Here is a 22,896-nt window from a genome sequence, read left to right as displayed (position 1 = left end):
GGGCACTGAGCAAGGAAGCCTGTCGTGTCACAAAAAAATCACGGAGTGAGGGTCATGGGGCATCCGGCTATCTACGATCAAATCGAGAAGAATCGACCCGGCATTGCCCGGCTGAAGGCGCAATCGGTGCTGACGTTGCTGGTCGCCGTGTGCCTTTCGATGGCGGTGATCGTCATTTGGCAGTCCTGGACCTCGCGTCAGTACCACCTGCATGATAAGCAGGTGGCAATGTCTAACCTCGCGCAGACCCTGGCGTCACAGGCGCAGGCATCGATCAAACAGGCCGATACTTTGCTCTTTACCCTGGTCAATCGCCTGGAAAACGACGGCATCGAAGGCGACCGACTCGATCGACTGCAGCGTCTGATGAGCGCCCAGCGCAGCGAACTGAGCCAGCTCCACGGCCTGTTCGTGTATGACGAAACCGGCAAGTGGGTCGCCAATTCCAATGGCGCCGAAGTCGGCGTGGCGAACAATTCCGACCGCGAATATTTCATTTACCACCGCGACCATCCGGATCGCGGGCCGCACATCGGCCCGTCGATCAAAAGCCGTTCCAGCGGCGAATGGATCATGACCGTGTCGCGGCGGGTCAATCATCCCGACGGCAGTTTCGCCGGCGTGGCCCTGGCGACCCTCTATCTCACGCATTTCCTGCAACTCTACGACAGCATCGACATGGGCAATAACGGCGTGATCAACCTGATCGCCGACGATGCCAGCATTATCGTGCGCCGTCCTTTCAAGGAAGCCGATGTCGGCAGCAGCCTGGCCAAGAGCCAACTGTTCACCCAATTGCTGCCCCAGGCCAGCGCGGGCACGGGCACCGTCAAGTCGATTCTCGATGGTGTCGAACGGGTGGTGGGCTATCGTCGGGTCGACGGCTATCCGCTGATTGTCTTCGTGGCGTTGAACAAGGACGAAATCCTCGCCAGCTGGCGCACGGAGTCGATCCTCAGTGCGCTGATCGTCTCGGTGCTGCTGGCGTTCCTCGGCGTGCTCGGGTATCGCCTGATCAAGTCGATGCAGCAGCAGAACCGCATTCAAGTCGAATTGCTCGGCTCCCAGGAAAAACTCCTCGAACTCAATCGCAACCTGGAATTGCTGGCGCTGGAGGACGCGCTGACCGGTCTGGCAAATCGCCGTCAGTTCGATCTATTCATCCAGGCGGAAACCGGCCGCGCCCGGCGCAACCAGACGGGGCTGGCGCTGTTGATGATCGATGTGGATCACTTCAAGGCATTCAACGACCACTATGGCCATCTGGCGGGAGACGCCTGTCTGCGCCAGATCGCGGCGATCATCACCGATCACATCAAGCGCCCCGGCGATCTGGCGGCGCGTTTTGGCGGCGAGGAATTTTCCGTGGTGCTGCCCGGCACCGACTACGTGGGCGCGTTTCTGGTGGCGGAGAAAGTCCGTCGTGCGGTGCTGGCTGCCGGCTTGCAGCACAATGAAAGTCCGGAAGGCATGATTACTGTCAGCGTCGGCGTGTGTGGCTACGATCCGGCGTCCGAGACCACCACCGAGGAGCTGATCGGTGCCGCCGACAAGGCGCTGTACGTGGCCAAGGCCAGCGGGCGCAACATGAGCGTGATTGCCAACTGAGGTTCAGACGAACAGATCGATGCCCTGCACCAACCGGTTGGCGAGGGAGGGCTGCTTGAGTTTTTCCAGCCACCAGTTCAACGCGCGGCCGTCCTGATCGCCGCGCCAGCCGGCGTACAGCACGTTCGGTTCGCGCGGGTCGGCCATCTGTTTTTCGACCAGCGTGCCGTTTTTCAGCAGTGAATCGACCCGATGCCGCGGCAGCCAGCCCACACCCAGGCCTGCGCATTGCGCGAGGATCTTCGCGCGCATGGTCGACACCGCCATGACCGATTGCCCGCTGGAGACACCATAGGTACGGCCTTCGCTGGTCCTCGCCGAATCGGCCACGACAATCGCCCGGTGCTGCGTGACCGTTGCCCGGGAAATCGGCTCCTTGGCCTTGGCTAGCGGGTGTTTGGGCGAGACAGCGAACACCCACTCCATTTCTCCCAATTGCATCCAGCGCAGGGACGGGATCGCCGGCGGTTCGTTGGTGGCGCCGATGACCAGATCGGCGCGGCCTTCGCGCAGGGCTTCCCAGACGCCTTTGAGCACTTCATGGGTCATGCGCAGCGGCACGCCGGAGCCCAGCGCATCGAATTCCTGGATCAGCGGCACCAGGTTTTCGAACTCCACCAATTCGTCGGTGACGATCCACAGACGGCTTTCCCAGCCATTGGCCACTTGCTGCACGCGCTGGGTCAGGCGCGAGACGTCTTCCATCAGTCGCGAGGCTTCGTTGACCAGCAACTCGCCGGCCGCGGTCAGTTGCAGGCGATAGCGGCGGCGGTCGAAGAGCAAGGCGTCGAAACGTTCCTCCAGCTGCCGCGCGGCGTAGGACACCGTCGACGGCGCCTTGCCCAGCCGGACCGCGGCGCGGGACAGGCTGCCGGTTTCGCGGATGGCTTCGAGCAGGGCGAGGTCTTCGGTCGACAACATGGATTGGGTCCGTACGATGGAACAAGGGCGCGTTTCAACGCCGGGTCGTGATCACTCGAAGATAGACCACGGCATTGACCACCAGCACCACGCCGGCCAGCCACAATTGAATCGTCGGTGTCAGCCCGGCCGGGTAAATCACCGGCCACACATAGTGCTCGATGAAACCCGCACCATAACCTTGCTCCCCGGCAGCCCGGCGCATGAGGTTTTCCCAGCGAGTCAGCGGGCAGGGCAGGTGCAGCGCTTCGACCGCCACGCCCCAGGCGGCAGCCGGCAGATGCCACCACATCAGGCGGCGCCACTTGAGCACCAGCAGCCCGCCGAACAAAACAAACAGGATGAACACCAGATGAAGCAGCACCAGCCCGTCGGCGGCGAATCGGTAAAGCATGTCGACCCCCGCAGGCGTCAGGCCTCAGTCACGAAAATCCATCAGTTCGGCGCGCATCCTTCCATTGCGCTTGGCTTTGTAGAGTAGTTGGTCGACCTGTTCGATGAATTCCAGCGCCGTGGCGTCCTGCGTGGCGTGGGTGGTGCCGACGCCCAGGCTCAGGCTCAACAGCGGCGCGACCGCGGAAAATTCGTGGGCGATGCGCTGCTGGCGAACCAGGTGCAGGCACTTGTGCGCCACCAGCCTGGCCGATTCCGCATCGGTTTCCGGCAGCAGCCAGACGAACTCTTCACCGCCGATCCGGGCAATGAAATCCCGTGGTCGATTGGCCGCCCGCGACAGGGTGCTGGCCACCTGGCGCAGGCATTCGTCGCCCTTGATGTGGCCGTAATGGTCGTTGTACTGCTTGAAGTAGTCGATATCCAGAACGATTGCCGACAGCGGCGTACCCGTGCGCTGGGCGTTGCTCCATTCGCGCTCCAGCACGGTGTCGAACATGCGCCGGTTGGCGATGCCGGTCAGGCCGTCCTGGAAGGAATATTCCTCGAGCTGCTTTTGCAGGCGCACCAGGTGCTCTTCGGTTTTCTTGCGCTCGCTGATGTCGAACATGAAGCCCACCAGCGCCTCGACCTCGCCGTCCTTGCGCACCACGTGCACCACATCGCGAATCCATACGTATTCGCCGGTGTGGGTCAGCGCCCGGTAATCGGCTTCGTGATCGACCCCGGCGCGGGATTGCGAGACGCAGAACTCCACCACGTAGTCGCGATCGTCCGGGTGCATGCGCTCGACCCAGTCGTTGACGCCGACCCAGCTGTCCTGCTTCCAGCCCAGCAGGCTTTCGATCTGCGGCCCGATGTAGCTGAAGGTCATGGTTTTCCAGTCGATTCGCCAGGGAATGGCCTTGGTCGATTCAAGCAGGGTTTTGTAAACGCTGTCGGTCTCGTCTGGATGCATGAAGGGCAGGCGCCTTGAGGGGAAAAAGCGCCATCATGTTGCTACTACCCTGCTCGAAGCAAGCCGCCAGCCGATGAACGGAAACGATTGGTAACAGTGCGCAAGATTGTTCAAGCCAGAGAGCGCGAGTGCTGGCACAGTCTGCGGTCTTTCTCCTGGTTGCTGAGCGTTATGTCCAACTCACATGTGCCTCGTGCCGCGTTTCTTCGCGGCGCCGTGGCGATCACACCGCTGTCTTTGGCCACCGCGCCCTGGGGTTTGCTGGCCGGTTCCATGGCCATCGAGGCCAATCTCACCCCGCTGCAAGGCCAGGGTCTGTCGAGCATCGTGTTTGCCGGCGCCGCGCAGTTGGTGGCCATCGGCATGCTCAAGGGCGGGGCGGGGATCTTCTCGATCCTGCTGACCACCTTGCTGCTGACCTCCCAGCATCTGCTCTACGGGATGAGCATGCGTTCGGTGATTTCGCCGTTGCCGGGACGCTGGCGCGTGGGCCTGGGCTTTCTGCTCACCGATGAGTTGTTCGCCCTGACCAGCCAGCACGACAAACAGCAGTTCGACCGCTGGTACGCCCTCGGCGTGGGCCTGACGTTCTACATCGCCTGGAACCTGTTCACCCTGGCCGGCATCGTGCTCGGCAGCAGTATTCCGGGACTCGAACACCTGGGGCTGGATTTCTCCATCGCCGCCACCTTCATCGCCCTGATCACGCCGGTGGTGCGCAATGTGCCGACCGTGGTCTGCGTCGCGGTGTCGCTGTTCTGCTCGGTGCTGTTCAGCTACTGGCAATGGGGTTCGGCACTGGTGTTGTCGGGTTTGGCGGGGATGACCGCCGGGTTTGTCTGCAACAAGTTCCAGGGAGCGCGCACATGATGGTCTGGGCAGTGATTTTCGGTATGGGCGTGCTGGTGTTTCTCAACCGCTATGTGTTTCTCGAACCGCGTCTGCCGGTGCGTCTGAGCAGCAATGCGCGGCAGTTTCTCGGTTTCGCCGTGCCGGGGATGTTGACCGCGATCTGCGGGCCGATCGTGTTCATGCCCGAGAAGCAATTGAATCTGCATTGGGACAACCCGTACCTGATCAGCTCGCTGGTGGCCGTAGGCCTGGTGCTTTACACGCGCAACACCTTGCTCAGCATGCTGTTGAGCATGGGCTTCTTCTTTTTGCTGCGGGCGTGGCTGTAAGCTGGGCAGGGGAAACTGTTCTACGCTTGAATGGATGGGTGATCCCTTCAGCTAGCGAGGTGCACATGGCCAACGAACCCAAGCGTCCGAACCCGGATGACGATATGGATGAGCCGTCGGAAGAAGAGATTGAGCAGCAGGAGCATGAAGAACAGACGTGGAAGCATGAACGCAGCAGAGAACTGTCGGATCGCGATATCGAAATTCCGTTGAAACCCTGAGACTGGCCCCGGTCGCAAATGCGGGAGCGAGCCTGCTGACAATTGCAGTGTGTCAGACAACCTGTTCGTTGCTTGATACACCGCCATCGCGAGCAGGCTCGCTCCCACAATTGTTTTCAGCTAAAAATCATCCAGCGACAGAATCTCTGGATGTGAAGCGCGATAACCAAGGGTCTTGTCGATCCAGGCATTCAGTTCATTGACCATCACCGGCGGCTTGCCCGGATAGTTCTGCAGAGTCGAACTCAGCAGATTATCGATATCGGGAAGTGATTGCAGGTTTCGGGTTCTTATGTATTGCCCGATAAAAGAGTCGAGTTGGTAGTGTTCTGTCGGCGAAAGATAAACGCACGCCAGACCCACGACCGGAGTCATTACAAAATCGTCGCGCAATTTAGTTCTCTGCAAGGGCTTGTTTTAAGGGATTTCCATCATCCCTGACTCTTTGGTCAGTACGGGAGTACCAATGGAAATGCGGCGCAGATGCTAACGGGAGTCATTGAAAATGTAATCAACGCAAACTGATTGTCGGACAAGCGGTAATGCTTCAAATTGTACATTTGTATAATGTGTTAATTAGTTGAAACAATCTTCTTAATGTTTTTTCCGGATTGATCGTTATATCTGATTTTCATTATGTCGATATTGACAGGTCAAATTATCGCTTCAACCAACTTCTCCCCCTGATTTCTGCTGTTGCCCACCGCTTTTGCGACCCTGTACCACTCGAAAACATCACTTTCCTCGCCCTGCAAAAGCACCATTTGTTCGGCGCGCTCTTTGGGCGTGGCCGGGTCCAGCCATTCTCGAGCCAGTTCGGCCGACAACACGACCGGTCGCCGGTCGTGAATGTCCAGCATTCCGCCTGCGCTATCGGCAGTGATGATGACGAAGCCGTCATCGTCCTTCGTCGCCGAAGCGCCATGCGGAAACTGCCCGATCGCCGCACAGAAAATTGGCCCTTGATCACGCCGCCGGATCAACCAGGGCTCGCGCGTGCCGTCCCCGGCGTCGACCCATTCGAACCAGTTGTCGACGGGGCAGATCGCGCGGTGCGGCCAGATTGCCCGGAAGAACGGACCGTGGGCGACTTTCTCCACCCGTGCGTTGATCGGCGCTGCGCGGTCCTTGGCCCAATGGGGTCGCCAACCCCAGCGTTGTGAGTCGGCATGCAGGCCGTCGTCTTCCAGATGCAGCAGGGCCAGTTGCGTGGTGGGCGCGGCGTTGTAGCGGGCCAAAGGCTGGTCGCCGACTTGGTTGATCAACGCGTCGGGGATGCTCAGAACCGCCACGAAATCGTGAATGCCCCGGTATTGCGACAGGCGTCCGCACATCGATTAACACCTCCATCCCCACACCTGTAGGAGCGAGCATGCTCGCGATGGTCGTCAACGATAACGCTGGGTATCTGATGCCCCGCGGTGTCCTGTCGTCCATCGCGAGCGTGCTCGCTCCTACAGGTATAGGTGCTCGCTGATCGACAAGTTGTGCAATCGTTGTTTCTGGGGCAACAGCAGGCATCGCGGGTGCTTAGCTTATGAATAAATCGAATTTAAAAGTCGGTTGGTAAGAGCGTTATGGTCTATCGCCATCACTCTCAAGGAGCCCCCGATGAACCTGTCCCGATTCCTGCGTGGTCTGTTGACCAGCGCCCTGTTTGCCGCGCCGCTTGCCCATGCCGCCGAACCTGTCGTTCTGCACGTGGGCGATCAGAACTATTACAACATCCGGGCGTCGGTGGAGGCCTCGGGAGTGCTCAAGGACGCACCATACACCGTCGACTGGAAACACTTCCAGGCCGCCGCCCCGCTGGCCGAAGCCTTGAACACCGGCGCGCTTGACCTGGGGTTTCTCGGCGACTCGGGCTTTCTGTTTCTGGCCGCCAAGCAGGCGCCGGTCAAGCTGATCGGCGTTTCGCGACAGAACCCGGACACCATCGCCTTGCTGGTGCCCAAGGACTCGCCGGTGAAAACCATCGCCGACCTCAAGGGCAAGAAGGTCGCCTACTGGCCCGGCGCCTGGAGCCAGCAACTGACACTGCGCGCCCTGGAGAATGCCGACCTGCCGGAAAATTACGTCGACTTCATCAAGCTGATGCCGATCGATGCCGCTGCCGCGTTGCCCCAGGGCAGCATCGACGCGTTCCCGGTCTGGGAACCCTACATTTCCCAGCAGATCCTGTTCTCCGGCGCGCGGCCGATTCTCACGGCGAAGAACCTGATGCCCGGCCTGAGTGCCATCGCCGCTTCGACGCCGTCGATCGACAGCAAGCGTGAGGCCATCGCCGACTTCCTCGCCCGCCTGAAAAAGGCCCGGGCCTGGGTCGACAACAACACCGATGAATACGCGGACCTGTGGGCGAAGAAGGCCAACCTCGACCAGAACGTCTCGCGTCACTGGCTGCGCCAGGCCCACATGACCGTCGGCCCGGTGGACGGACAAGCGGCGAAAGACCTGCAGAGCACCGCGGACTTCCTGTTCAAGGTCAAGGCGCTGCCGACCGAACTGGCGACGGCACCGATCATCGACAATTCGTTTCAGCAGGCGCTAGCCCAATAAACACCCAAAATCCTGTAGGAGCGAGCATGCTCGCGATACTCGCCAACGATAACGCTGGCAGCCTGACACCCCTCGGTGTTTGCACTTGCATCGCGAGCGTGCTCGCTCCTACAGGTAAGATGTGCGCCTTGTAGAGGTCTGATCCAAGGCAAAAGATGAAACAGTTGGTCAAGGTTCTAACGGCAATCGCCATGGCAGCCAGTCTGCTGGGCTGTATCGCCGCTCCCATCGAAATGACGCCGCAGACCGAGCAGCGGTTGCAGGCTCAACCGCCGATCCGCTTCCTCCTGACCTTCGATGACGGCCCCAGCGCGTCAAGTTTCTGGAATCCCACCGAAACCGTGCTCGACAGCCTGGCGCGCAATCCGTTGCAGACCGACATCAAGGCGGTGTTCTTCGTTCAGACCCAGGCCACCCGCGCCGGCAACAGTGACATCGGCCGTGCGGTGATGCACCGCGAGCGGGACGCCGGGCACATTCTGGCGTTCCACACCGCTACGCCGTCCCACACCAATCATCGCTCACTCGATCCTCAGGAACTCGAGGAGGCGCTTACCAGGGGCTGTGCCGACATCGCCGCCATCACCGGGGCGCCGCCGACGCTGCTGCGCCCGCCGTTCTGGAACTACGACAAGCGCACCTTCGCCGCCTATCAGAAGCACGGCTTGCACGTGCTGCTGACCGACCTGAGCGCCAACGACGGCAAGATCTGGGGTTTCAACGCCAGCCCGCGGCGTCGGGCGCATTTCCTGCGTTCGATGTCCGAAGTTCGTGAACGCATTGCCTTGGGTGAGCTGCCGGTGGTCGATGGGGTGATTCCGGTGGTGGTGACCTTCCATGACCTGAACCGCTACACCGCCCGGCATACCCGCGAGTACCTGCAAATCCTCCTCGACAGCGCCCGGGAGACCGGGGTGAAGGTCGCGCCGCAGGCGTTTTATGGCGACACCGCCGAGTTGCAGAAGGCCGCAATGGCCCGCACCGTGCGCGACAGTTCGCAAGCGGTGGAATTGCCGGGGTTCTGGAACTGGATCTGGAAGCGCAATGCCGATTGAAGAACTTGCGAGAAATGAGAGATGTGTAACATTTTCTGACGCGCAGATGGCAAAACGCATCTATCCTGATTGGATCCGATCAGCGTTCGACCGAGGGACCGGCCATGCTTCCCATTTCAGTGCTTTGCAACATTGTGGAGTCCGGCTTCGCGCCACTGTCCTGTGAGTGCACGGAGTATGGTGGTTTGCTGCGCATCGAGGTGTATGAGCCGGTCAGTGGGCGGATTGAACTGCTGATCAGTGGGGTCTCGACCGAGCAACTGACCAGTGTGCGGGCCATTTCCGATCTGGTGGGTGAGTTGCGAACAGAGTTGAGCGCGGGGCGCAGGGCATTCGCTGGCTGAAGATTCCACTAGCCAGCCGGGCTTGTGAGTGAACCCTTGTGGGAGCGAGCCTGCTCGCGAAAAAAGGCCCAGGCAACGCGTTCATTCGGGCAGCACCCGTTATCGTTGACGTCCATCGCGAGCAGGCTCGCTCCCACAGGGATCCCGTGCACACCAGCGTGCAACCGGGTGTCAGTCCCTTGGAAGCAGCTCATCAATCATCTTCAAGCAATGATTCAACCCCGGTGAAACGTCGCCCACCCGCCTGCTGAGAATGATCGGCGAGGTGGCGTTGTCTTCCAGCAGCGGGGTGAAGCCGATGTCGTCGCGGTGCAGCAGTTGCACCGAAGCCGGCACCAGGGTGATACCGATCCCCGCGCCCACCAGACCGATCGCCGTTTGCAGCTCGTTGGTCCATTGCGCCACATGAATGCTCACACCATAGGATTCGAACAGCGCGATCACATGGTCGGCGTAGCTGGGGCGCGGGTTGCCGGGGTAGAGCACGAATGGCTCCCGGGCCAGGTCGCGCAGGCTGATCGGGCCGGCCAGCAACGGGTGGCCAGCGGGGAGGGCGGCGACCAGGCGGTCTTCGGTGAGGACGGTCTGCACGATCGCCGGGTCGTCGATGCGGATACGGCCGAAACCGATGTCGATGCGTCCGGCCTTGAGCGCCTGCACCTGTTGCAGGGTAGTCATCTCCGACAACCCCAGCTCCAGTTCCAGCGGTTCGCCGCTGCGCAGCCGGCGAATCAGTTCCGGCAATACCCCATACAGGGTTGACGGCGCAAATCCGATCCCCAGCCAGGTCTTTTCCCCGAGGCCAATGCGCCGCGTGTTGTCGCGCACCTTGTTCAACTGTTCCAGCAGCGCGGTGGAGTGCTCATAAAAGAATCGTCCGGCCTCGGTCAGCTTCAGCGGGCGGCCGCGCTCCAGCAGGATCACCCCCAATTCGTCCTCCAGTTGCTGGATCTGCCGGCTCAGGGGCGGTTGCGCGATGTGCAGCAATTCTGCGGCGCGGGTGAAATTGAGGGTTTGGGCCAGTACCTGGAAATATCGCAGGTGACGCAGTTCCATGGAGCCTCCGGGCATTCTTCGGTTGCATACCTTAAAGGTATCAAGTCAGACCAATTCTATATTGGCATCGCGAAAAAAGCCGTACCAGAATCGGTTCCAGAACTCCAAGAACCTGATGGGTATCGAAATGCTTGCAACTGCCATTGAGTCGATCGAGACGATCATCGTCGATCTGCCAACCATCCGCCCGCACAAGCTGGCGATGCACACCATGCAGAACCAGACCCTGGTGATCATTCGTGTGCGTTGCGCCGATGGCATCGAAGGTATCGGCGAATCCACCACCATCGGTGGCCTGGCCTACGGCAACGAAAGCCCGGACAGCATCAAGACCAACATCGACACGCACTTCGCGCCATTGTTGATCGGCCAGGACAGCGGCAACGTCAACGCCGCCATGTTGCGCCTGGAGCGCAGCATCCGTGGCAACACCTTCGCCAAATCCGGTATCGAGACCGCCTTGCTCGACGCCCAGGGCAAGCGCCTGGGCGTGCCGGTCAGCGAATTGCTCGGCGGCCGCGTGCGTGATGCGCTGCCGGTGGCCTGGACTCTGGCCAGCGGCGACACCGCCAAGGACATCGCCGAAGCTGAAAAAATGCTCGACCTGCGTCGCCACCGCATCTTCAAACTGAAAATCGGTGCCGGCGAAGTCAACCGCGATCTGGCCCACGTGATTGCGATCAAGAAAGCCCTCGGCGACCGCGCCAGCGTGCGGGTCGACGTCAACCAGGCCTGGGACGAAGCGGTCGCGCTGCGTGCCTGCCGCGTGCTGGGCACCAACGGCATCGACCTGATCGAACAGCCGATTTCCCGTAACAACCGTGCCGGCATGGCGCGCCTGAATGCCATGAGCCCGGCGCCGATCATGGCCGACGAGTCCATCGAATGCGTGGAAGACGCGTTCAACCTGGCCCGCGAAGGCGCCGCCTCGGTGTTCGCCCTGAAGATCGCCAAGAACGGCGGCCCGCGCGCGGTACTGCGCACCGCCTCGATCGCCGAAGCGGCCGGTATCGCCTTGTACGGCGGGACCATGCTCGAAGGCGGCCTGGGCACCATGGCGTCGGCCCATGCCTTTGTCACCCTGAACAAACTGGCGTGGGACACCGAGCTGTTCGGCCCGCTGCTGCTGACCGAAGACATTCTCAGCGAGCCGCTGGTTTACCGCGATTTCGAACTGCACGTGCCGAACACCCCGGGTCTGGGCCTGAGCCTGGACGAGGAACGCCTGGCGTTCTTCCGCCGCGACAAGACTTCCACTGCCATTCATCAAGCCTGAGGAGAGCATTATGCTGTTCCACGTAAAGATGACCGTGAATCTGCCGGTCGACATGAACCCCGAGCGCGCCGCGCAACTGAAGGCTGACGAAAAAGCCCTGGCGCAACGCCTGCAGGACCAGGGCAAGTGGCGTCACCTGTGGCGCATCGCCGGCCAGTACGCCAACTTCAGCGTGTTCGATGTCGACAGCGTCCAGGAACTGCATGATCTGCTGATGCAATTGCCGCTGTTCCCTTACATGGCGATCGAAATCAACGCCATGTGCCGTCACCCGTCTTCGATTCGCGAGGATGACCGCTGAAACCAGCCTGTTCAGCGAGTTTTGCCAATAATTACAAGATGAGGAAACAATAAAATGAACGTGAAAATTTCCCACACTGCCGAAGTACAGAAATTTCTCGAAGAAGCCAGCGGCCTGCACAACGATGCCGGCGACGCACGCACCAAAGCGCTGATCTACCGCATCCTGCGTGACTCGGTGAACATCATCGAAGACTTGGCCGTGACTCCGGAAGAGTTCTGGAAAGCGGTCAACTACCTGAACGTGCTGGGTGCGCGTCAGGAAGCTGGCCTGGTGGTGGCCGGTTTGGGTCTGGAACACTACCTGGACCTACTGATGGACGCTGAAGACGAGCAGGCCGGTAAAACCGGCGGCACCCCGCGCACCATCGAAGGCCCGCTGTACGTGGCCGGCGCTCCGCTGTCCGAAGGCGAAGCGCGCCTGGACGACGGCGTCGATCCGGGTGTGACCCTGTTCATGCAAGGCCAGGTGTTCAACACCGCAGGCGAGCCTCTTGCTGGCGCCGTGGTGGATGTGTGGCACGCCAACACGGGCGGTACCTACTCGTACTTCGATGCTTCTCAGTCGGAGTTCAACCTGCGTCGCCGTATCGTTACCGATGCCGATGGCCGCTACCGCTTCCGCAGCATCGTGCCGTCGGGCTACGGCTGCCCACCGGACGGTCCGACCCAGCAACTGCTCGATCAACTGGGCCGTCACGGCCAGCGTCCAGCGCACATCCACTTCTTCATTTCCGCGCCGGATCACCGTCACCTGACCACCCAGATCAACCTGGATGGTGAGAAATACCTGCACGACGATTTCGCCTACGCCACCCGCGACGAGCTGATTGCCAAGATCACCTTCAGCGAAGACCAGGCCCGTGCTGCCCAGTACGGTGTGAGCGGTCGCTTCGCCGAGATCGACTTCGACTTCACCCTGCAGTCCTCGGCACAGCCTGATGAGCAGCAGCGTCACGAGCGGGTTCGTGCGCTGGAAGACTGATCTCGCGTAACCCTGTACCTGTAGGAGCGAGCATGCTCGCGATGAACGTCAACGATGACGCGGGGTATCTGGTGCCCCGCGGTGTTCTTGAGACCTCTGTAGGAGCCGAGCTTGCTCGCGATGGACGTCAATGAAGACGCGGGGTGTCTGGTGCCCCGCGGTGTTCTTGAGACCATCGCGAGCAAGCTCGGCTCCTACAGGGGAATCGGTAGCCGCATTGATGTCGTGGTGAATGTGGCCGGGGCAGGCCACATGTCCGGCAACTGACACACCCTCGCAGTTACTGCCTTAGAATGTCTTGCTACAACCTATAACAACAACGAGAGTGAGCCGATGATGCAAGCCCAACTGCTGAGTCAGCGCAGTACGATTTTCGACCATGCCGACCCCTACGCGGTGTCGGGCTACGTCAATCAGCACGTCGGTAACCATTGCATTCTCATGCCTCGCGCCGGGCATCCCCTGGCCAGTCTCAATCATCGCAAATTCGCCAGCCTCGACCTGTGCCGTATCAGCTACGGCGGCAGCGTTCGGGTCACCTCCGGCGCGCTGGAGACCATCTACCACCTGCAAGTGCTGTTGCGCGGCAATTGCCTGTGGCGCGGCCACGGTCAGGAGCATTACTTCGCCCCCGGCGAACTGTTGCTGATCAACCCCGACGATCCGGTGGACCTGACGTACTCCGACGATTGCGAAAAATTCATCCTCAAAGTCCCCACCTCCCTGTTCGAGTCGGTCTGTGACGAGCAGCGCTGGCGGTATCCGGGGCAGGGCGTGCGCTTTGTGGAAAACCGTTATCAGCTCAATGAGCTGGAAGGCTTCGTCAACCTGCTGGCGATGATTTGCCAGGAGGCTGAATCGACCGAGCAGATCCCGCGAGTGCAGGAGCATTACGCGCAGATCATCGTCAGCAAGATGCTCAGCCTGATGAAGACGAACGTCAGCCGTCTGGAAATCGGCTCGCAGACCGCCAACTTCGAAGCGATCGCCGACTACATCGGCAAGAACCTCAAGCAGAGCCTGGATAGCGAAGAGCTCGCGCGCCAGGCGCACATGAGCCTGCGCTCGCTGTATGCCCTGTTCGAGCGCAACGCCGAGACCACCCCGAAAAACTACATCCGCCAGAAGCGCCTGGAGCGCATCCACGCCTGCCTGAGTGACCCGACCTGCAACGTGCGCAACGTCACCGAAGTGGCCATGGATTACGGCTTCCTGCACCTTGGCCGGTTCTCCGACAGCTACCGCAAGCAGTTCGGTGAATTGCCGTCGGATACCCTCAAGCGACGGCACTGAAATCACCGTACCCTGTGGCGAGGGGGCTTGCCCCCGTTCGGCGGCACAGCCGTCGCGAAACCTGCGCGCACGGTTTACCTGAAAGAATGCTGGGGGTCGCTTCGCAACCCAACGGGGGCAAGCCCCCTCGCCACAGGTAAACCCCTCACACAAATCCCTCGCTCCATATTCCCCTCTGCACAAAACGGATAAAGGTCTGCACCCCGCGGATAGTCCGCCCCATTGCCCGGTTCTAGGATGACCCTGCCTGAACAATAACAATGGAGGCGGCGGCCATGACCCTGCGACCCGAATACCTTCACTCCCTGCTTCAAGACGATCCCGAGCAGGGCCTGTATCGCTGCAAACGCGAGATGTTCACCGATCCGCGCCTGTTTGACCTGGAGATGAAACACATCTTCGAAGGCAACTGGCTGTATCTGGCTCACGAAAGCCAGATCCCCAACATCAACGATTTCTACACCACCACCATGGGGCGCCAGTCGATCTTCATCGCGCGCAACAAGGAGGGTGTGCTCAACGCCTTCATCAACGCCTGCAGTCACCGCGGCGCGACCCTGTGCCGGCACAAGTCCGGGAACAAGAGCTCCTACACCTGCCCGTTCCACGGCTGGACGTTCAACAACTCCGGCAAACTGCTCAAAGTCAAAGACCCTGCCAACGCCGGTTATCCGTCGAGCTTCAACTGCGAAGGCTCCCACGACCTGACCAAGGTCGCGCGCTTCGAGTCCTATCGCGGCTTCCTGTTCGGCAGCCTGAATCCCGACGTACTGCCTTTGGTCGAGCACTTGGGCGAGTCGGCGAAGATCATCGACATGATCGTCGACCAGTCCCCTGATGGCCTGGAAGTGCTGCGCGGTTCCTCGAGCTATATCTACGAAGGCAACTGGAAACTCACCGCCGAAAACGGTGCCGACGGCTACCACGTCAGCTCCGTGCATTGGAACTACGCCGCCACCCAGAACCAGCGCAAGCAGCGCGAGGCCGGCGATTGCAACCCGACCATGAGCGCCGGCAGCTGGGCCAAGCAGGGCGGTGGTTTCTATTCCTTCGACAAGGGCCACATGCTGCTCTGGACCCGCTGGTCCAACCCCGAGGATCGCCCGCTGTACGAGCGTCGCGACGAACTGGCACAGGACTTCGGCAAGGCTCGCGCCGACTGGATGATCGAGAACTCGCGCAACCTGTGCCTGTACCCGAACGTGTACTTGATGGACCAGTTCAGCTCGCAGATCCGCATCGCCCGGCCGATCTCGGTGGATCGCACCGAAATCACCATCTACTGCATCGCTCCCAAGGGCGAAAGCGACCACGCTCGCTCCAGCCGCATCCGCCAGTACGAAGACTTCTTCAACGTCAGCGGCATGGCCACCCCGGATGACCTGGAGGAGTTCCGCTCCTGCCAGACCAGCTACCAGGGCAGCGTGACCACCTGGAACGACATGTCCCGTGGCGCCGAACACTGGATCGAAGGCGCCGACGACGCGGCAAAGGAAATCGACCTGCATCCGCTGCTGTCCGGCGTGCGCACCGAAGACGAAGGCCTGTTCGTGCTGCAACACAAATACTGGCAGCAGACCATGCTCAAGGCGCTGGAAGCCGAACAGCCGAAGCTGATCGCCGTGGAGGACGTGCAATGACCATCTCCTATGACGACGTGCGCGACTTCCTTTTCCGCGAAGCCCGTTACCTGGATGACCGCCAGTGGGACGAATGGCTGGAGCTGTACGCTCCCGACGCGACCTTCTGGATGCCGTCCTGGGACGACAACGACGAGCTGACCGAAGACCCGCAGCGGGAAATCTCGCTGATCTGGTACGGCAACCGCACCGGTTTGGAAGACCGCATCTTCCGCATCAAGACCGATCGTTCCAGCGCAAGCATTCCGGACACTCGCACGTCCCACAACATCAGCAACATCGAACTGCTGGAGCAGGCCGACGGACTGTGCAAGGTGCGCTTCAACTGGCACACGCTGAGCTTTCGCTACAAGACCGTCGACAGCTACTTCGGCAGCAGCTTCTACACCCTCGACACGCGCGGTGAAAACCCGCTGATCAAGGCCAAGAAAGTGATCCTGAAGAACGACTACGTTCGCCAGGTCATCGATGTTTACCATTTGTGAGGGCGCGGTCATGACTCATTCCATCGCATTCAATTTCGAAGATGGCGTCACCCGGTTCATCGAAGCCAATGTCGGCGAAACCGTGGCCGATGCAGCCTACCGTCAGGGCATCAACATTCCGCTGGACTGCCGCGACGGCGCCTGCGGCACCTGCAAGTGCTTCGCCGAGGCGGGTCAGTACGATCTCGGTGAGGAGTACATCGAGGACGCCTTGAGCCCTGAAGAGGCCAAGCAGGGTTTTGTCCTGACCTGCCAGATGCGCGCCCAGAGCGATTGCGTGGTGCGTGTGCCGACGTCGTCGGAGGTCTGCCGTACCCGTCAATCCAGCTACGACGCGACCATCAGCGCCGTGCGCCAGCTGTCCGACAGCACCATTGCGCTGTCGATCAAGGGCGAATCCCTGAGCAAGCTGGCGTTTCTGCCGGGGCAGTACGTGAACCTGGGGATTCCCGGCAGCGAACAGACCCGCGCCTATTCGTTCAGCTCGTTGCAGCGTGACGGCGAGGTGAGCTTCCTGATTCGCAACGTGCCGGGCGGCCTGATGAGCAGCTTCCTCACCGGTATGGCCAAGGCGGGCGACAGCATGAGTCTGGCCGGGCCATTGGGCAGTTTCTACCTGCGTGATATCCGTCGGCCGCTGTTGCTGCTGGCCGGTGGCACGGGCCTGGCGCCGTTCACCGCGATGCTGGAGAAAATCGCCGAGCAGGGCAGCGACCATCCGTTGCATCTGATCTACGGCGTGACCAACGATTTCGACCTGGTGGAGATGGATCGCCTCGAAGCTTTCGCTGCGCGCATACCCAACTTCACCTACAGCGCCTGCGTGGCCAGTCCCGACAGCCAGCATCCGCTCAAGGGTTATGTGACTCAGCATATTGAGCCGAAGCATTTGAACGATGGAGATGTGGATGTGTACCTGTGCGGGCCTCCGCCGATGGTTGAGGCGGTGAGCAAGTACATCGGGGAGCAGGGGATCCGGCCTGCGAATTTCTACTACGAGAAGTTTGCGGCGAGCGCGGCGTAATTTGCATCGACACCGACCCAATGTGGGAGCGGGCTTGCTCGCGAAAGCGGTGTGTCAGGCTCCATCAATGTTGACTGTGCCGACGCCTTCGCGAGCAAGCCCGCTCCCACAGGGGATGGCGTCTGGCCTGATAGGTTTGAGGTACACATGAACAGATTTCACGAAAAAGTCGCGCTGATCACCGGGGCTGCCCAGGGCATCGGGCGGCGGGTGGCCGAGCGGATGGCGGCGGAAGGGGCGAAGCTGATTCTGGTGGATCGCTCGGAGCTGGTGTTCGAAGTGCAGAAAGAGCTGGCATCGACCAGCCAGGTGCTGGCCCTGACCGCAGACCTTGAGCAATACGAGGACTGCAATCGGGTGATGCAGACCGCGGTCGAGCGTTTCGGCCGCCTCGACGTGCTGATCAACAACGTCGGCGGCACCATCTGGGCCAAGCCGTTCGAGCATTACGAGGCGTCGCAGATCGAGGCCGAGGTGCGGCGTTCACTGTTCCCGACTTTGTGGTGCTGCCATGCCGCGCTGCCGTTCATGCTGGAGCAGGGCAGTGGCGCGATCGTCAACGTCTCGTCCATCGCCACCCGCAGCGTCAACCGCGTGCCGTACGGCGCGGCGAAGGGTGGGGTGAATGCCTTGACCGCGTGCCTGGCGTTCGAAACCGCCGGCCGCGGCGTGCGGGTCAATGCGACGGCGCCCGGCGGCACCGAAGCGCCGCCACGGGTGATTCCGCGCAACAGCGCCGAACAGAGTGGTCAGGAGAAAGTCTGGTACCAGCAGATCGTCGACCAGACCCTCGACAGCAGTCTGATGAAGCGCTACGGCACGCTGGATGAGCAGGCGGGGGCGATTCTGTTTTTGGCGAGTGATGAAGCGTCCTACATCACCGGGATGGTTATGCCCGTCGGTGGTGGCGACCTGGGTTAGTCAGGCAGACCACATACCTGTGGCGAGGGGGCTTGCCCCCGTTGGACTGCGCAGCAGGCCCATCTTTTTTGGGACCGCTTCGCGCTCCAGCGGGGGCGAGCCCCCTCGCCACAAGGTTCCAGTCGCGTTAGAGACGACGCTGAAACGCCCGGATGATCTTGAGCGTAGCGTCGCTGGTATCCAGGTTCTGGATCGCATTCAGCGGAAACCATATGCAATCGATGATCTCATTCAACGGCCGGGCCTGATCCGTCTCCAGGGGTGAGGCTTCGTAGACATGGTGCCGGGTGTTGCCCGACTGCAGCTCCATCAGATACAGCATTTCCTCCACACCCAACCCGGTTTCCTCCGCCAACTCACGCACGGCGGCGCCGGCATGGGTCTCGCCCCGTTCAACCTTTCCGCCAGGCAGCATCCAGCGACTCTTCGGTTTTCTCACCAGAAGAATGTGGCGGTCCTGCTCGCAAATGACGGTGGCGCGTACTTTCATGGGCTGCTCGATGTGGCTGTCATAAAAGTGTAACAAAAAAGCAGTAGTCAAGCTGGATCCGTTGCCTTTGGCCTTCATCATGTTGATAGGCTTTACGGAGCAAAAGTGCGATTCAAACGAGGTTTGAGGCGACGTTCGGTCGTTTTCGCCGCGAAGTGCGGGTGTAAGGTAGGGAACGTGAGCTTTGGAAACTTGCCGAGAAGGAGGTAATCATGAGTGTTCCGATGCTGAACAGAATGCATATGAACGGCTATGACGTACTCAGCGTGAACAATGGCCCATGGAGGGTCTGCACCAAAGGTGATCGGCTCGGGTCGTTTGCCAGCAAGGAGGAGGCGATGGCGTTTGCGGCTTCGTTGCCTGGCTACAGGGCGCGGGTGAACAAGCAGGCTAACCAATAACGGTCCTTTAGCGATGGGCCCTGTGGCGAGGGGGCTTGCCCCCGTTGGGTCGCGAAGCGGCCCCAAAAAAATGGGACTGCTGCGCAGCCCAACGGGGCGGTGCGACGTTTCGACAAGCCCCCTCGCCACAAAGTGTTCACTTCACCGCAGGGTTCTCAGTACCCACCACCCCCACTCGATCGCGCGGGCTCGCGCGCTTTCTGCTGGGCGACGCTCCACTCCGCGCACGTCATGAACCCCTTGTGATCGACCCGCCCACGGCTGTCGAAGCTGACGTTGTAAGGTTGTCGGTGCTCGGGCTGGACCAGTTTGTAGTCGTAGCAGGTGCCCGCTTCGGCCGTGCGATTGCTGACCGATAACGGCGCACCGCCGATTTGCTGGACTTGTTCCTGGCTCATGCCCATCTCCACTTTGGCCACCAGGGGTTGATCGCGAAAGATCTGCGAGTCGGTGTTGCAGCCTGCCAGCGTCATTAACGTGATGACGAGCACAGGCAGGGTTCTGTTCATGGTCGGGCTCCTATGTCACTGAGGCTTGTGTCACTGGGGCTTGTTGCGGCTGATGACCTTCGCCTTGACCTCTTCGGCGTAACCCAGCAACCGCTCTTCGTCCCCCTGAAACAGATCGCACAGCCGCTGAACGGCTTGTGCATCGACTTCATTGCCAGACTGGCGCAATTGTTGCGCTATGCGCAGAAGCTCGACCGCCGACCAGCGCAGGTCCGACGCCAAGCCTTGCAGATCGCGCCGCAGCGCTTGTTCCGATTCGTTAAGCCACATGAAAACCTCCTCTATATCTGCGCTAAAAGGTTAGACCCATTTGCGCGAGCGGGCGTTGTCTTCGTCTGCGGCGGTGGCACTTCCTTTGGTCGGGAAATTGGCGAGAAACGCAAAATTCGCTGTCGTAGTGAGGTAGCGATTTTTCGCCAGGGCAGGGGACGTTCAACATGACGGCAACCGATGACTTTCGAGCGCATGCCCATCTGCTGATTGCCGACCTGGATGCGGCCACCAGCGAAATGATGAATCTGATTTCCGAACACCAGCTCAGCGGGCCGGAGTGGGAGCGGGTCAGTCAGTGGCAACATGAAGCTTACGAGCGCTGGATGTTCTATTTGAACGAGCAGTCATTCCCCGGATCCGGCGATCAGAACGCCAGTCGCTGAAAACCGGTGCAGTCAATGGATGTCCGGTCGGCGGCAGGCTACATTTGTATTTTTCGTAATCTAAGGGCGCTTGATGCAGAGTCGTATGTGGTTGGGGGCGGGGATGTTGGTGGGGATCGCGGCGCTGTTGGCGGGATGTTCCTTGCCGGCATCGCTCGTGCCGGGTGAGCCGAACATGGGCAAGTACAGTGACAAACCGCCAAAGGAGCTGGCTGCCTGCGTGTTGCCCGCCTGGCAGAGTGACGTATCGCGCACGACTCAAACTTCGATTTCCAACGGCTACCGGATCACCGCGCCGAGCATCATCACGGCCGACGAGATTCTGGACATCGTGAAATACAAGGATGGCAGTCGGGTGTCGCTGTATCAGGGCCCGCCCTGGGCAAAATCGGCAGCCATGCGCAAGGCGGTGCGTGACTGCCTGTAACTGTCAGTTGCTGACTTCGGTGACCTGGATGAGTTGATCGTCACTCGTCTGGGCGCCGCCATTGCCTTTCCTTTCCCGACGATCGTTCATCCAGTTTTCCAGCTGCTCGCCAAACTCCGCCGGCGCCTTGCGTCCGACCTTGCGGGCAATGTCCAGAATCGTCTGCTGGGCCAACGCCTCTTCCATGCGCTTTTGCGCCGTCAGCATCGCGGCATGGATCGAGCAGCGTCCTTCCACCGCCCACTCGGGTGTCTCGCCTTCAAACAATGCACAACGACCACGAATCTCCCGGCATTCGAAAATCGCCTTGCGCCCGTCGATGGCGTTGACGATGTCCAGCAGGGTGATTTCATCGGCTTGCCGGGCCAGCTTGAAGCCGCCGCGCACGCCTTCGGTGGCGGCCACCAGTTTGGCCTTGGCCAGCTTGGTGAAGATCTTCGCCAGATAGTCCTGCGGCACCCCTTGCAGTTCGGCCAGGTCGCGCACGCTCGCTTCGCGGGTGTCGCCGTAGTTGCCGACCAGGAACGCCAGGCAGTGAATGCCGTATTCGACGCCTGCACTGTAAAGAGCCATTAGAGATCTCCGACTAATATTGTCGCAAATGCTAACAGCTGGCGGCCTGAGGGACAACGAGCGGTTTTTCCTTTTATACGAGCTGTGCGCGGAATGGCGGGGGATGCGGGTTTTTCAGGCTGTATCGATAACATCGATGGGAAGCATCGATAAAAATTCGTTGCGGGCATTAACTAGGATCAATATAGTCGCAGTTGTCAGGGCGGCAGCGAGAGAAGCTACTCAAGCGAGGAGCGACATCGACCTACTGACCCCTAAACGAATTTCAAGCCTGGTTCTTCCCCGGAGTTAAAAATGAAACAACACATCTTGGTAATCGGCGCAGGTTTCGGTGGCATGTGGACGGCAATCAGCGCGACCCGTCTGTTCAGCATTCATGATCACAACAACACTGAAGTCACCATTCTGGCGCCCCAGGCCGAGCTGCGGATTCGTCCACGTTTCTACGAGCCGAACGCACACACCCTGGCGGCTCCCATTGGTGACCTGCTCGATGCAGTAGGCGCGAAGTTCATCAAGGGCGCAGCAGACTCCATCGATGTTGCCAACAAAAGCGTTGGCTACACCGATGCTTCGGGCAACAAACAAACAGTTATCTACGACAAACTTGTTCTGGCCACCGGCAGCGGCCTGGCTCTGCCCAACACCCCGGGTGTGGCCGAGCACGCCTTCGACGTTGACCGGATCGAACAGGCCGTACGTTTGGAGAATCACCTCAAATCCCTGGCCAACCAGCCAGAAAGCAAGGCGCGCAACACCGTAGTGGTTGCCGGCGGCGGCTTCACCGGGATCGAAACGGCGACCGAAATGCCGACCCGCCTGCGCGCCATCCTGGGCGAGAACGCAGACATCAACGTGATCATCGTGGATCGCGGTGACAAGGTCGGTGGTTCGATGGGTCCTGAGATCGCTGAAAAGATTGCCGAAGCCAGCATTGAAACAGGTGTGAAGTGGCACCTGAGTGCTTCGGTGGACGCGGTGGATGCTGACGGTGTGAGCCTGTCCGACGGTCAGCGTATCGAAGCCAAAACCGTTATCTGGACCACCGGCGTGCGCGCTCACTCCCTGACCGAGCAGATCCCCGGCGAACGCGACAACCTTGGCCGTCTGCATGTCGACGACAACCTGAAAGTCATCGGCCAGGATGATGTCTACGCGACCGGCGACGTTGCTTACGCGGCATCCGATGACATCGGCAACCATGCGCTGATGACCTGCCAGCACGCGATCATGCTGGGCCGTTATGCCGGCAACAACGTCGCCGCGCAGATCCTCGGCGTGGACCCGACTGCCTACCGTCAGCCGAAGTACGTCACCTGCCTGGACCTCGGCGCCTGGGGCGCGGTGTACACCGAAGGCTGGGATCGTCAGGTCAAGCTGACCAAGCAGGAAGGCAAGGAACTCAAGACCCAGATCAACACCGTGTGGATCTACCCGCCGGTGGCCGACCGTGATGTGGCCTGGGCTGCTGCGGATCCGCTGATCCCGATCGCCTGATTCATTTTTCCCGTATCGCTGAATGTTCAAGCGAGTCCCGCCCGGGTTTTTCGGGCGGGATTTTTTTTGCCTTAATCAAAGATGATGTCGACTGGTCTGACGCCTTCGCGGGCAAGCCTCGCT

General features: G+C 60.5%; 30 protein-coding genes. 20 read left to right on the top strand and 10 right to left on the bottom strand.

The window, feature by feature from the left end:
• Window positions 1-54: 54 nt before the first annotated feature.
• Window positions 55-1,608 (top strand): sensor domain-containing diguanylate cyclase, encoded by a 1,554-nt coding sequence (locus K9857_RS14220; RefSeq protein ID WP_224536747.1) that lies wholly within the window; start codon window positions 55-57, stop codon window positions 1,606-1,608.
• A gap of 3 nt (window positions 1,609-1,611) precedes the next feature.
• Here K9857_RS14220 and K9857_RS14215 read toward each other — a convergent pair whose 3' ends face one another.
• From K9857_RS14215 to K9857_RS14205, 3 genes are read right to left on the bottom strand one after another with little or no spacing between them, the layout of a single operon-like run.
• Window positions 1,612-2,529 carry a LysR family transcriptional regulator gene (locus K9857_RS14215; RefSeq protein ID WP_224536746.1) on the bottom strand — a complete coding sequence of 306 codons (918 nt, stop codon included), beginning with the start codon at window positions 2,527-2,529 and terminating at the stop codon, window positions 1,612-1,614.
• A gap of 34 nt (window positions 2,530-2,563) precedes the next feature.
• Window positions 2,564-2,923, bottom strand: a complete 360-nt coding sequence (locus K9857_RS14210) for a DUF2784 domain-containing protein (RefSeq protein ID WP_224536745.1) — start codon at window positions 2,921-2,923, stop codon at window positions 2,564-2,566.
• 24 nt (window positions 2,924-2,947) lie between these two features.
• Window positions 2,948-3,880 carry a sensor domain-containing diguanylate cyclase gene (locus K9857_RS14205; protein ID WP_224536744.1) on the bottom strand — a complete coding sequence of 311 codons (933 nt, stop codon included), beginning with the start codon at window positions 3,878-3,880 and terminating at the stop codon, window positions 2,948-2,950.
• A gap of 171 nt (window positions 3,881-4,051) precedes the next feature.
• Here K9857_RS14205 and K9857_RS14200 point away from each other — a divergent pair, with 171 nt between their 5' ends.
• The 3 genes from K9857_RS14200 (at window position 4,052) to K9857_RS14190 (ending at window position 5,282) form a co-directional block, all read left to right on the top strand.
• Window positions 4,052-4,750 carry an AzlC family ABC transporter permease gene (locus tag K9857_RS14200; protein WP_224536742.1) on the top strand — a complete coding sequence of 233 codons (699 nt, stop codon included), beginning with the start codon at window positions 4,052-4,054 and terminating at the stop codon, window positions 4,748-4,750.
• The gene (locus tag K9857_RS14195; RefSeq protein ID WP_224536781.1) at window positions 4,750-5,061 is read left to right on the top strand and encodes an AzlD domain-containing protein; all 312 of its coding nucleotides are present in this window, start codon (window positions 4,750-4,752) and stop codon (window positions 5,059-5,061) included. Before K9857_RS14200 ends, K9857_RS14195 begins: the two co-directional genes overlap by 1 nt.
• 65 nt (window positions 5,062-5,126) lie before the next feature.
• Window positions 5,127-5,282, top strand: a complete 156-nt coding sequence (locus tag K9857_RS14190; RefSeq protein WP_224536741.1) for a hypothetical protein — start codon at window positions 5,127-5,129, stop codon at window positions 5,280-5,282.
• 120 nt (window positions 5,283-5,402) lie between these two features.
• On the opposite strand, the gene K9857_RS14185 is transcribed toward K9857_RS14190, so the two are convergent.
• Both K9857_RS14185 and K9857_RS14180 read right to left on the bottom strand, forming a co-directional pair.
• A complete protein-coding gene (locus tag K9857_RS14185; protein ID WP_224536739.1) occupies window positions 5,403-5,675 on the bottom strand; it encodes a hypothetical protein in 273 nt (90 codons plus the stop codon).
• Between the two features lie 260 nt (window positions 5,676-5,935).
• On the bottom strand, window positions 5,936-6,616 hold the full coding sequence (locus K9857_RS14180; protein WP_224536738.1) for an SOS response-associated peptidase: 681 nt from the start codon (window positions 6,614-6,616) through the stop codon (window positions 5,936-5,938).
• Between the two features lie 277 nt (window positions 6,617-6,893).
• Here K9857_RS14180 and K9857_RS14175 point away from each other — a divergent pair, with 277 nt between their 5' ends.
• From K9857_RS14175 to K9857_RS14165, 3 genes are all read left to right on the top strand, one after another.
• Entirely contained in the window at window positions 6,894-7,841 is a 948-nt protein-coding gene (locus K9857_RS14175) for an ABC transporter substrate-binding protein (protein WP_224536737.1), read from the top strand.
• Between the two features lie 155 nt (window positions 7,842-7,996).
• The gene (locus K9857_RS14170) at window positions 7,997-8,896 is read left to right on the top strand and encodes a polysaccharide deacetylase family protein (RefSeq protein ID WP_224536735.1); all 900 of its coding nucleotides are present in this window, start codon (window positions 7,997-7,999) and stop codon (window positions 8,894-8,896) included.
• Between the two features lie 104 nt (window positions 8,897-9,000).
• Window positions 9,001-9,240 (top strand): DUF1652 domain-containing protein, encoded by a 240-nt coding sequence (locus K9857_RS14165; RefSeq protein WP_224536733.1) that lies wholly within the window; start codon window positions 9,001-9,003, stop codon window positions 9,238-9,240.
• 171 nt (window positions 9,241-9,411) lie between these two features.
• On the opposite strand, the gene K9857_RS14160 is transcribed toward K9857_RS14165, so the two are convergent.
• Complete coding sequence (locus tag K9857_RS14160) at window positions 9,412-10,296, bottom strand: LysR family transcriptional regulator (protein ID WP_224536732.1); 885 nt, start codon at window positions 10,294-10,296, stop codon at window positions 9,412-9,414.
• A 127-nt stretch (window positions 10,297-10,423) separates the two neighbouring features.
• On the opposite strand from K9857_RS14160, the gene K9857_RS14155 reads away from it, so the two are divergent.
• From K9857_RS14155 to K9857_RS14110, 9 genes are all read left to right on the top strand, one after another.
• On the top strand, window positions 10,424-11,572 hold the full coding sequence (locus tag K9857_RS14155) for a muconate cycloisomerase family protein (protein WP_175378953.1): 1,149 nt from the start codon (window positions 10,424-10,426) through the stop codon (window positions 11,570-11,572).
• Window positions 11,573-11,582: 10 nt separating this feature from the next.
• Entirely contained in the window at window positions 11,583-11,873 is a 291-nt protein-coding gene (gene catC / locus K9857_RS14150) for a muconolactone Delta-isomerase (protein ID WP_175378952.1), read from the top strand.
• Window positions 11,874-11,927: 54 nt separating this feature from the next.
• Window positions 11,928-12,857 (top strand): catechol 1,2-dioxygenase, encoded by a 930-nt coding sequence (gene catA / locus K9857_RS14145; protein WP_224536731.1) that lies wholly within the window; start codon window positions 11,928-11,930, stop codon window positions 12,855-12,857.
• 111 nt (window positions 12,858-12,968) lie between these two features.
• Complete coding sequence (locus K9857_RS14140; protein WP_224536783.1) at window positions 12,969-13,124, top strand: hypothetical protein; 156 nt, start codon at window positions 12,969-12,971, stop codon at window positions 13,122-13,124.
• A 66-nt stretch (window positions 13,125-13,190) separates the two neighbouring features.
• On the top strand, window positions 13,191-14,150 hold the full coding sequence (locus K9857_RS14135; RefSeq protein ID WP_318011759.1) for an AraC family transcriptional regulator: 960 nt from the start codon (window positions 13,191-13,193) through the stop codon (window positions 14,148-14,150).
• A gap of 275 nt (window positions 14,151-14,425) precedes the next feature.
• The gene (benA, locus tag K9857_RS14130; RefSeq protein ID WP_224536730.1) at window positions 14,426-15,790 is read left to right on the top strand and encodes a benzoate 1,2-dioxygenase large subunit; all 1,365 of its coding nucleotides are present in this window, start codon (window positions 14,426-14,428) and stop codon (window positions 15,788-15,790) included.
• Window positions 15,787-16,275, top strand: coding sequence for a benzoate 1,2-dioxygenase small subunit (gene benB / locus K9857_RS14125; RefSeq protein ID WP_224536727.1), 489 nt, complete (start codon window positions 15,787-15,789; stop codon window positions 16,273-16,275). The genes benA and benB overlap by 4 nt, the downstream gene beginning before the upstream one ends.
• Before the next feature lie 10 nt (window positions 16,276-16,285).
• Entirely contained in the window at window positions 16,286-17,299 is a 1,014-nt protein-coding gene (gene benC / locus K9857_RS14120; RefSeq protein WP_224536723.1) for a benzoate 1,2-dioxygenase electron transfer component BenC, read from the top strand.
• A gap of 147 nt (window positions 17,300-17,446) precedes the next feature.
• Window positions 17,447-18,220: a 1,6-dihydroxycyclohexa-2,4-diene-1-carboxylate dehydrogenase gene (locus tag K9857_RS14110; protein ID WP_224536722.1), complete on the top strand. Its 774-nt coding sequence runs from the start codon at window positions 17,447-17,449 to the stop codon at window positions 18,218-18,220.
• Window positions 18,221-18,347: 127 nt separating this feature from the next.
• Here K9857_RS14110 and K9857_RS14105 read toward each other — a convergent pair whose 3' ends face one another.
• Window positions 18,348-18,710 (bottom strand): NUDIX hydrolase, encoded by a 363-nt coding sequence (locus tag K9857_RS14105; protein WP_224536776.1) that lies wholly within the window; start codon window positions 18,708-18,710, stop codon window positions 18,348-18,350.
• A 212-nt stretch (window positions 18,711-18,922) separates the two neighbouring features.
• Here K9857_RS14105 and K9857_RS14100 point away from each other — a divergent pair, with 212 nt between their 5' ends.
• Entirely contained in the window at window positions 18,923-19,111 is a 189-nt protein-coding gene (locus tag K9857_RS14100) for a DUF2188 domain-containing protein (protein ID WP_175379044.1), read from the top strand.
• A 155-nt stretch (window positions 19,112-19,266) separates the two neighbouring features.
• Here the strand turns inward: K9857_RS14100 and osmE are convergent, their stop codons facing one another.
• Both osmE and K9857_RS14090 read right to left on the bottom strand, forming a co-directional pair.
• Entirely contained in the window at window positions 19,267-19,620 is a 354-nt protein-coding gene (osmE, locus tag K9857_RS14095) for an osmotically-inducible lipoprotein OsmE (RefSeq protein ID WP_224536720.1), read from the bottom strand.
• 30 nt (window positions 19,621-19,650) lie between these two features.
• The gene (locus K9857_RS14090) at window positions 19,651-19,890 is read right to left on the bottom strand and encodes a hypothetical protein (RefSeq protein ID WP_224536717.1); all 240 of its coding nucleotides are present in this window, start codon (window positions 19,888-19,890) and stop codon (window positions 19,651-19,653) included.
• A gap of 167 nt (window positions 19,891-20,057) precedes the next feature.
• On the opposite strand from K9857_RS14090, the gene K9857_RS14085 reads away from it, so the two are divergent.
• Both K9857_RS14085 and K9857_RS14080 read left to right on the top strand, forming a co-directional pair.
• Complete coding sequence (locus K9857_RS14085) at window positions 20,058-20,276, top strand: hypothetical protein (RefSeq protein ID WP_224536716.1); 219 nt, start codon at window positions 20,058-20,060, stop codon at window positions 20,274-20,276.
• 73 nt (window positions 20,277-20,349) lie between these two features.
• Entirely contained in the window at window positions 20,350-20,703 is a 354-nt protein-coding gene (locus tag K9857_RS14080; RefSeq protein WP_224536714.1) for a hypothetical protein, read from the top strand.
• Between the two features lie 3 nt (window positions 20,704-20,706).
• Here the strand turns inward: K9857_RS14080 and K9857_RS14075 are convergent, their stop codons facing one another.
• Window positions 20,707-21,276, bottom strand: coding sequence for an RrF2 family transcriptional regulator (locus K9857_RS14075; RefSeq protein ID WP_224536712.1), 570 nt, complete (start codon window positions 21,274-21,276; stop codon window positions 20,707-20,709).
• Between the two features lie 294 nt (window positions 21,277-21,570).
• Here K9857_RS14075 and K9857_RS14070 point away from each other — a divergent pair, with 294 nt between their 5' ends.
• A complete protein-coding gene (locus tag K9857_RS14070) occupies window positions 21,571-22,773 on the top strand; it encodes an NAD(P)/FAD-dependent oxidoreductase (protein WP_224536711.1) in 1,203 nt (400 codons plus the stop codon).
• Window positions 22,774-22,896 lie beyond the last annotated feature (123 nt).

The organism is Pseudomonas sp. REP124 (genome assembly GCF_020164475.1).
In the GTDB taxonomy this organism is placed as follows: Bacteria; Pseudomonadota; Gammaproteobacteria; order Pseudomonadales; family Pseudomonadaceae; genus Aquipseudomonas.
This window is presented reverse-complemented; position numbering and strand designations above follow the sequence as displayed.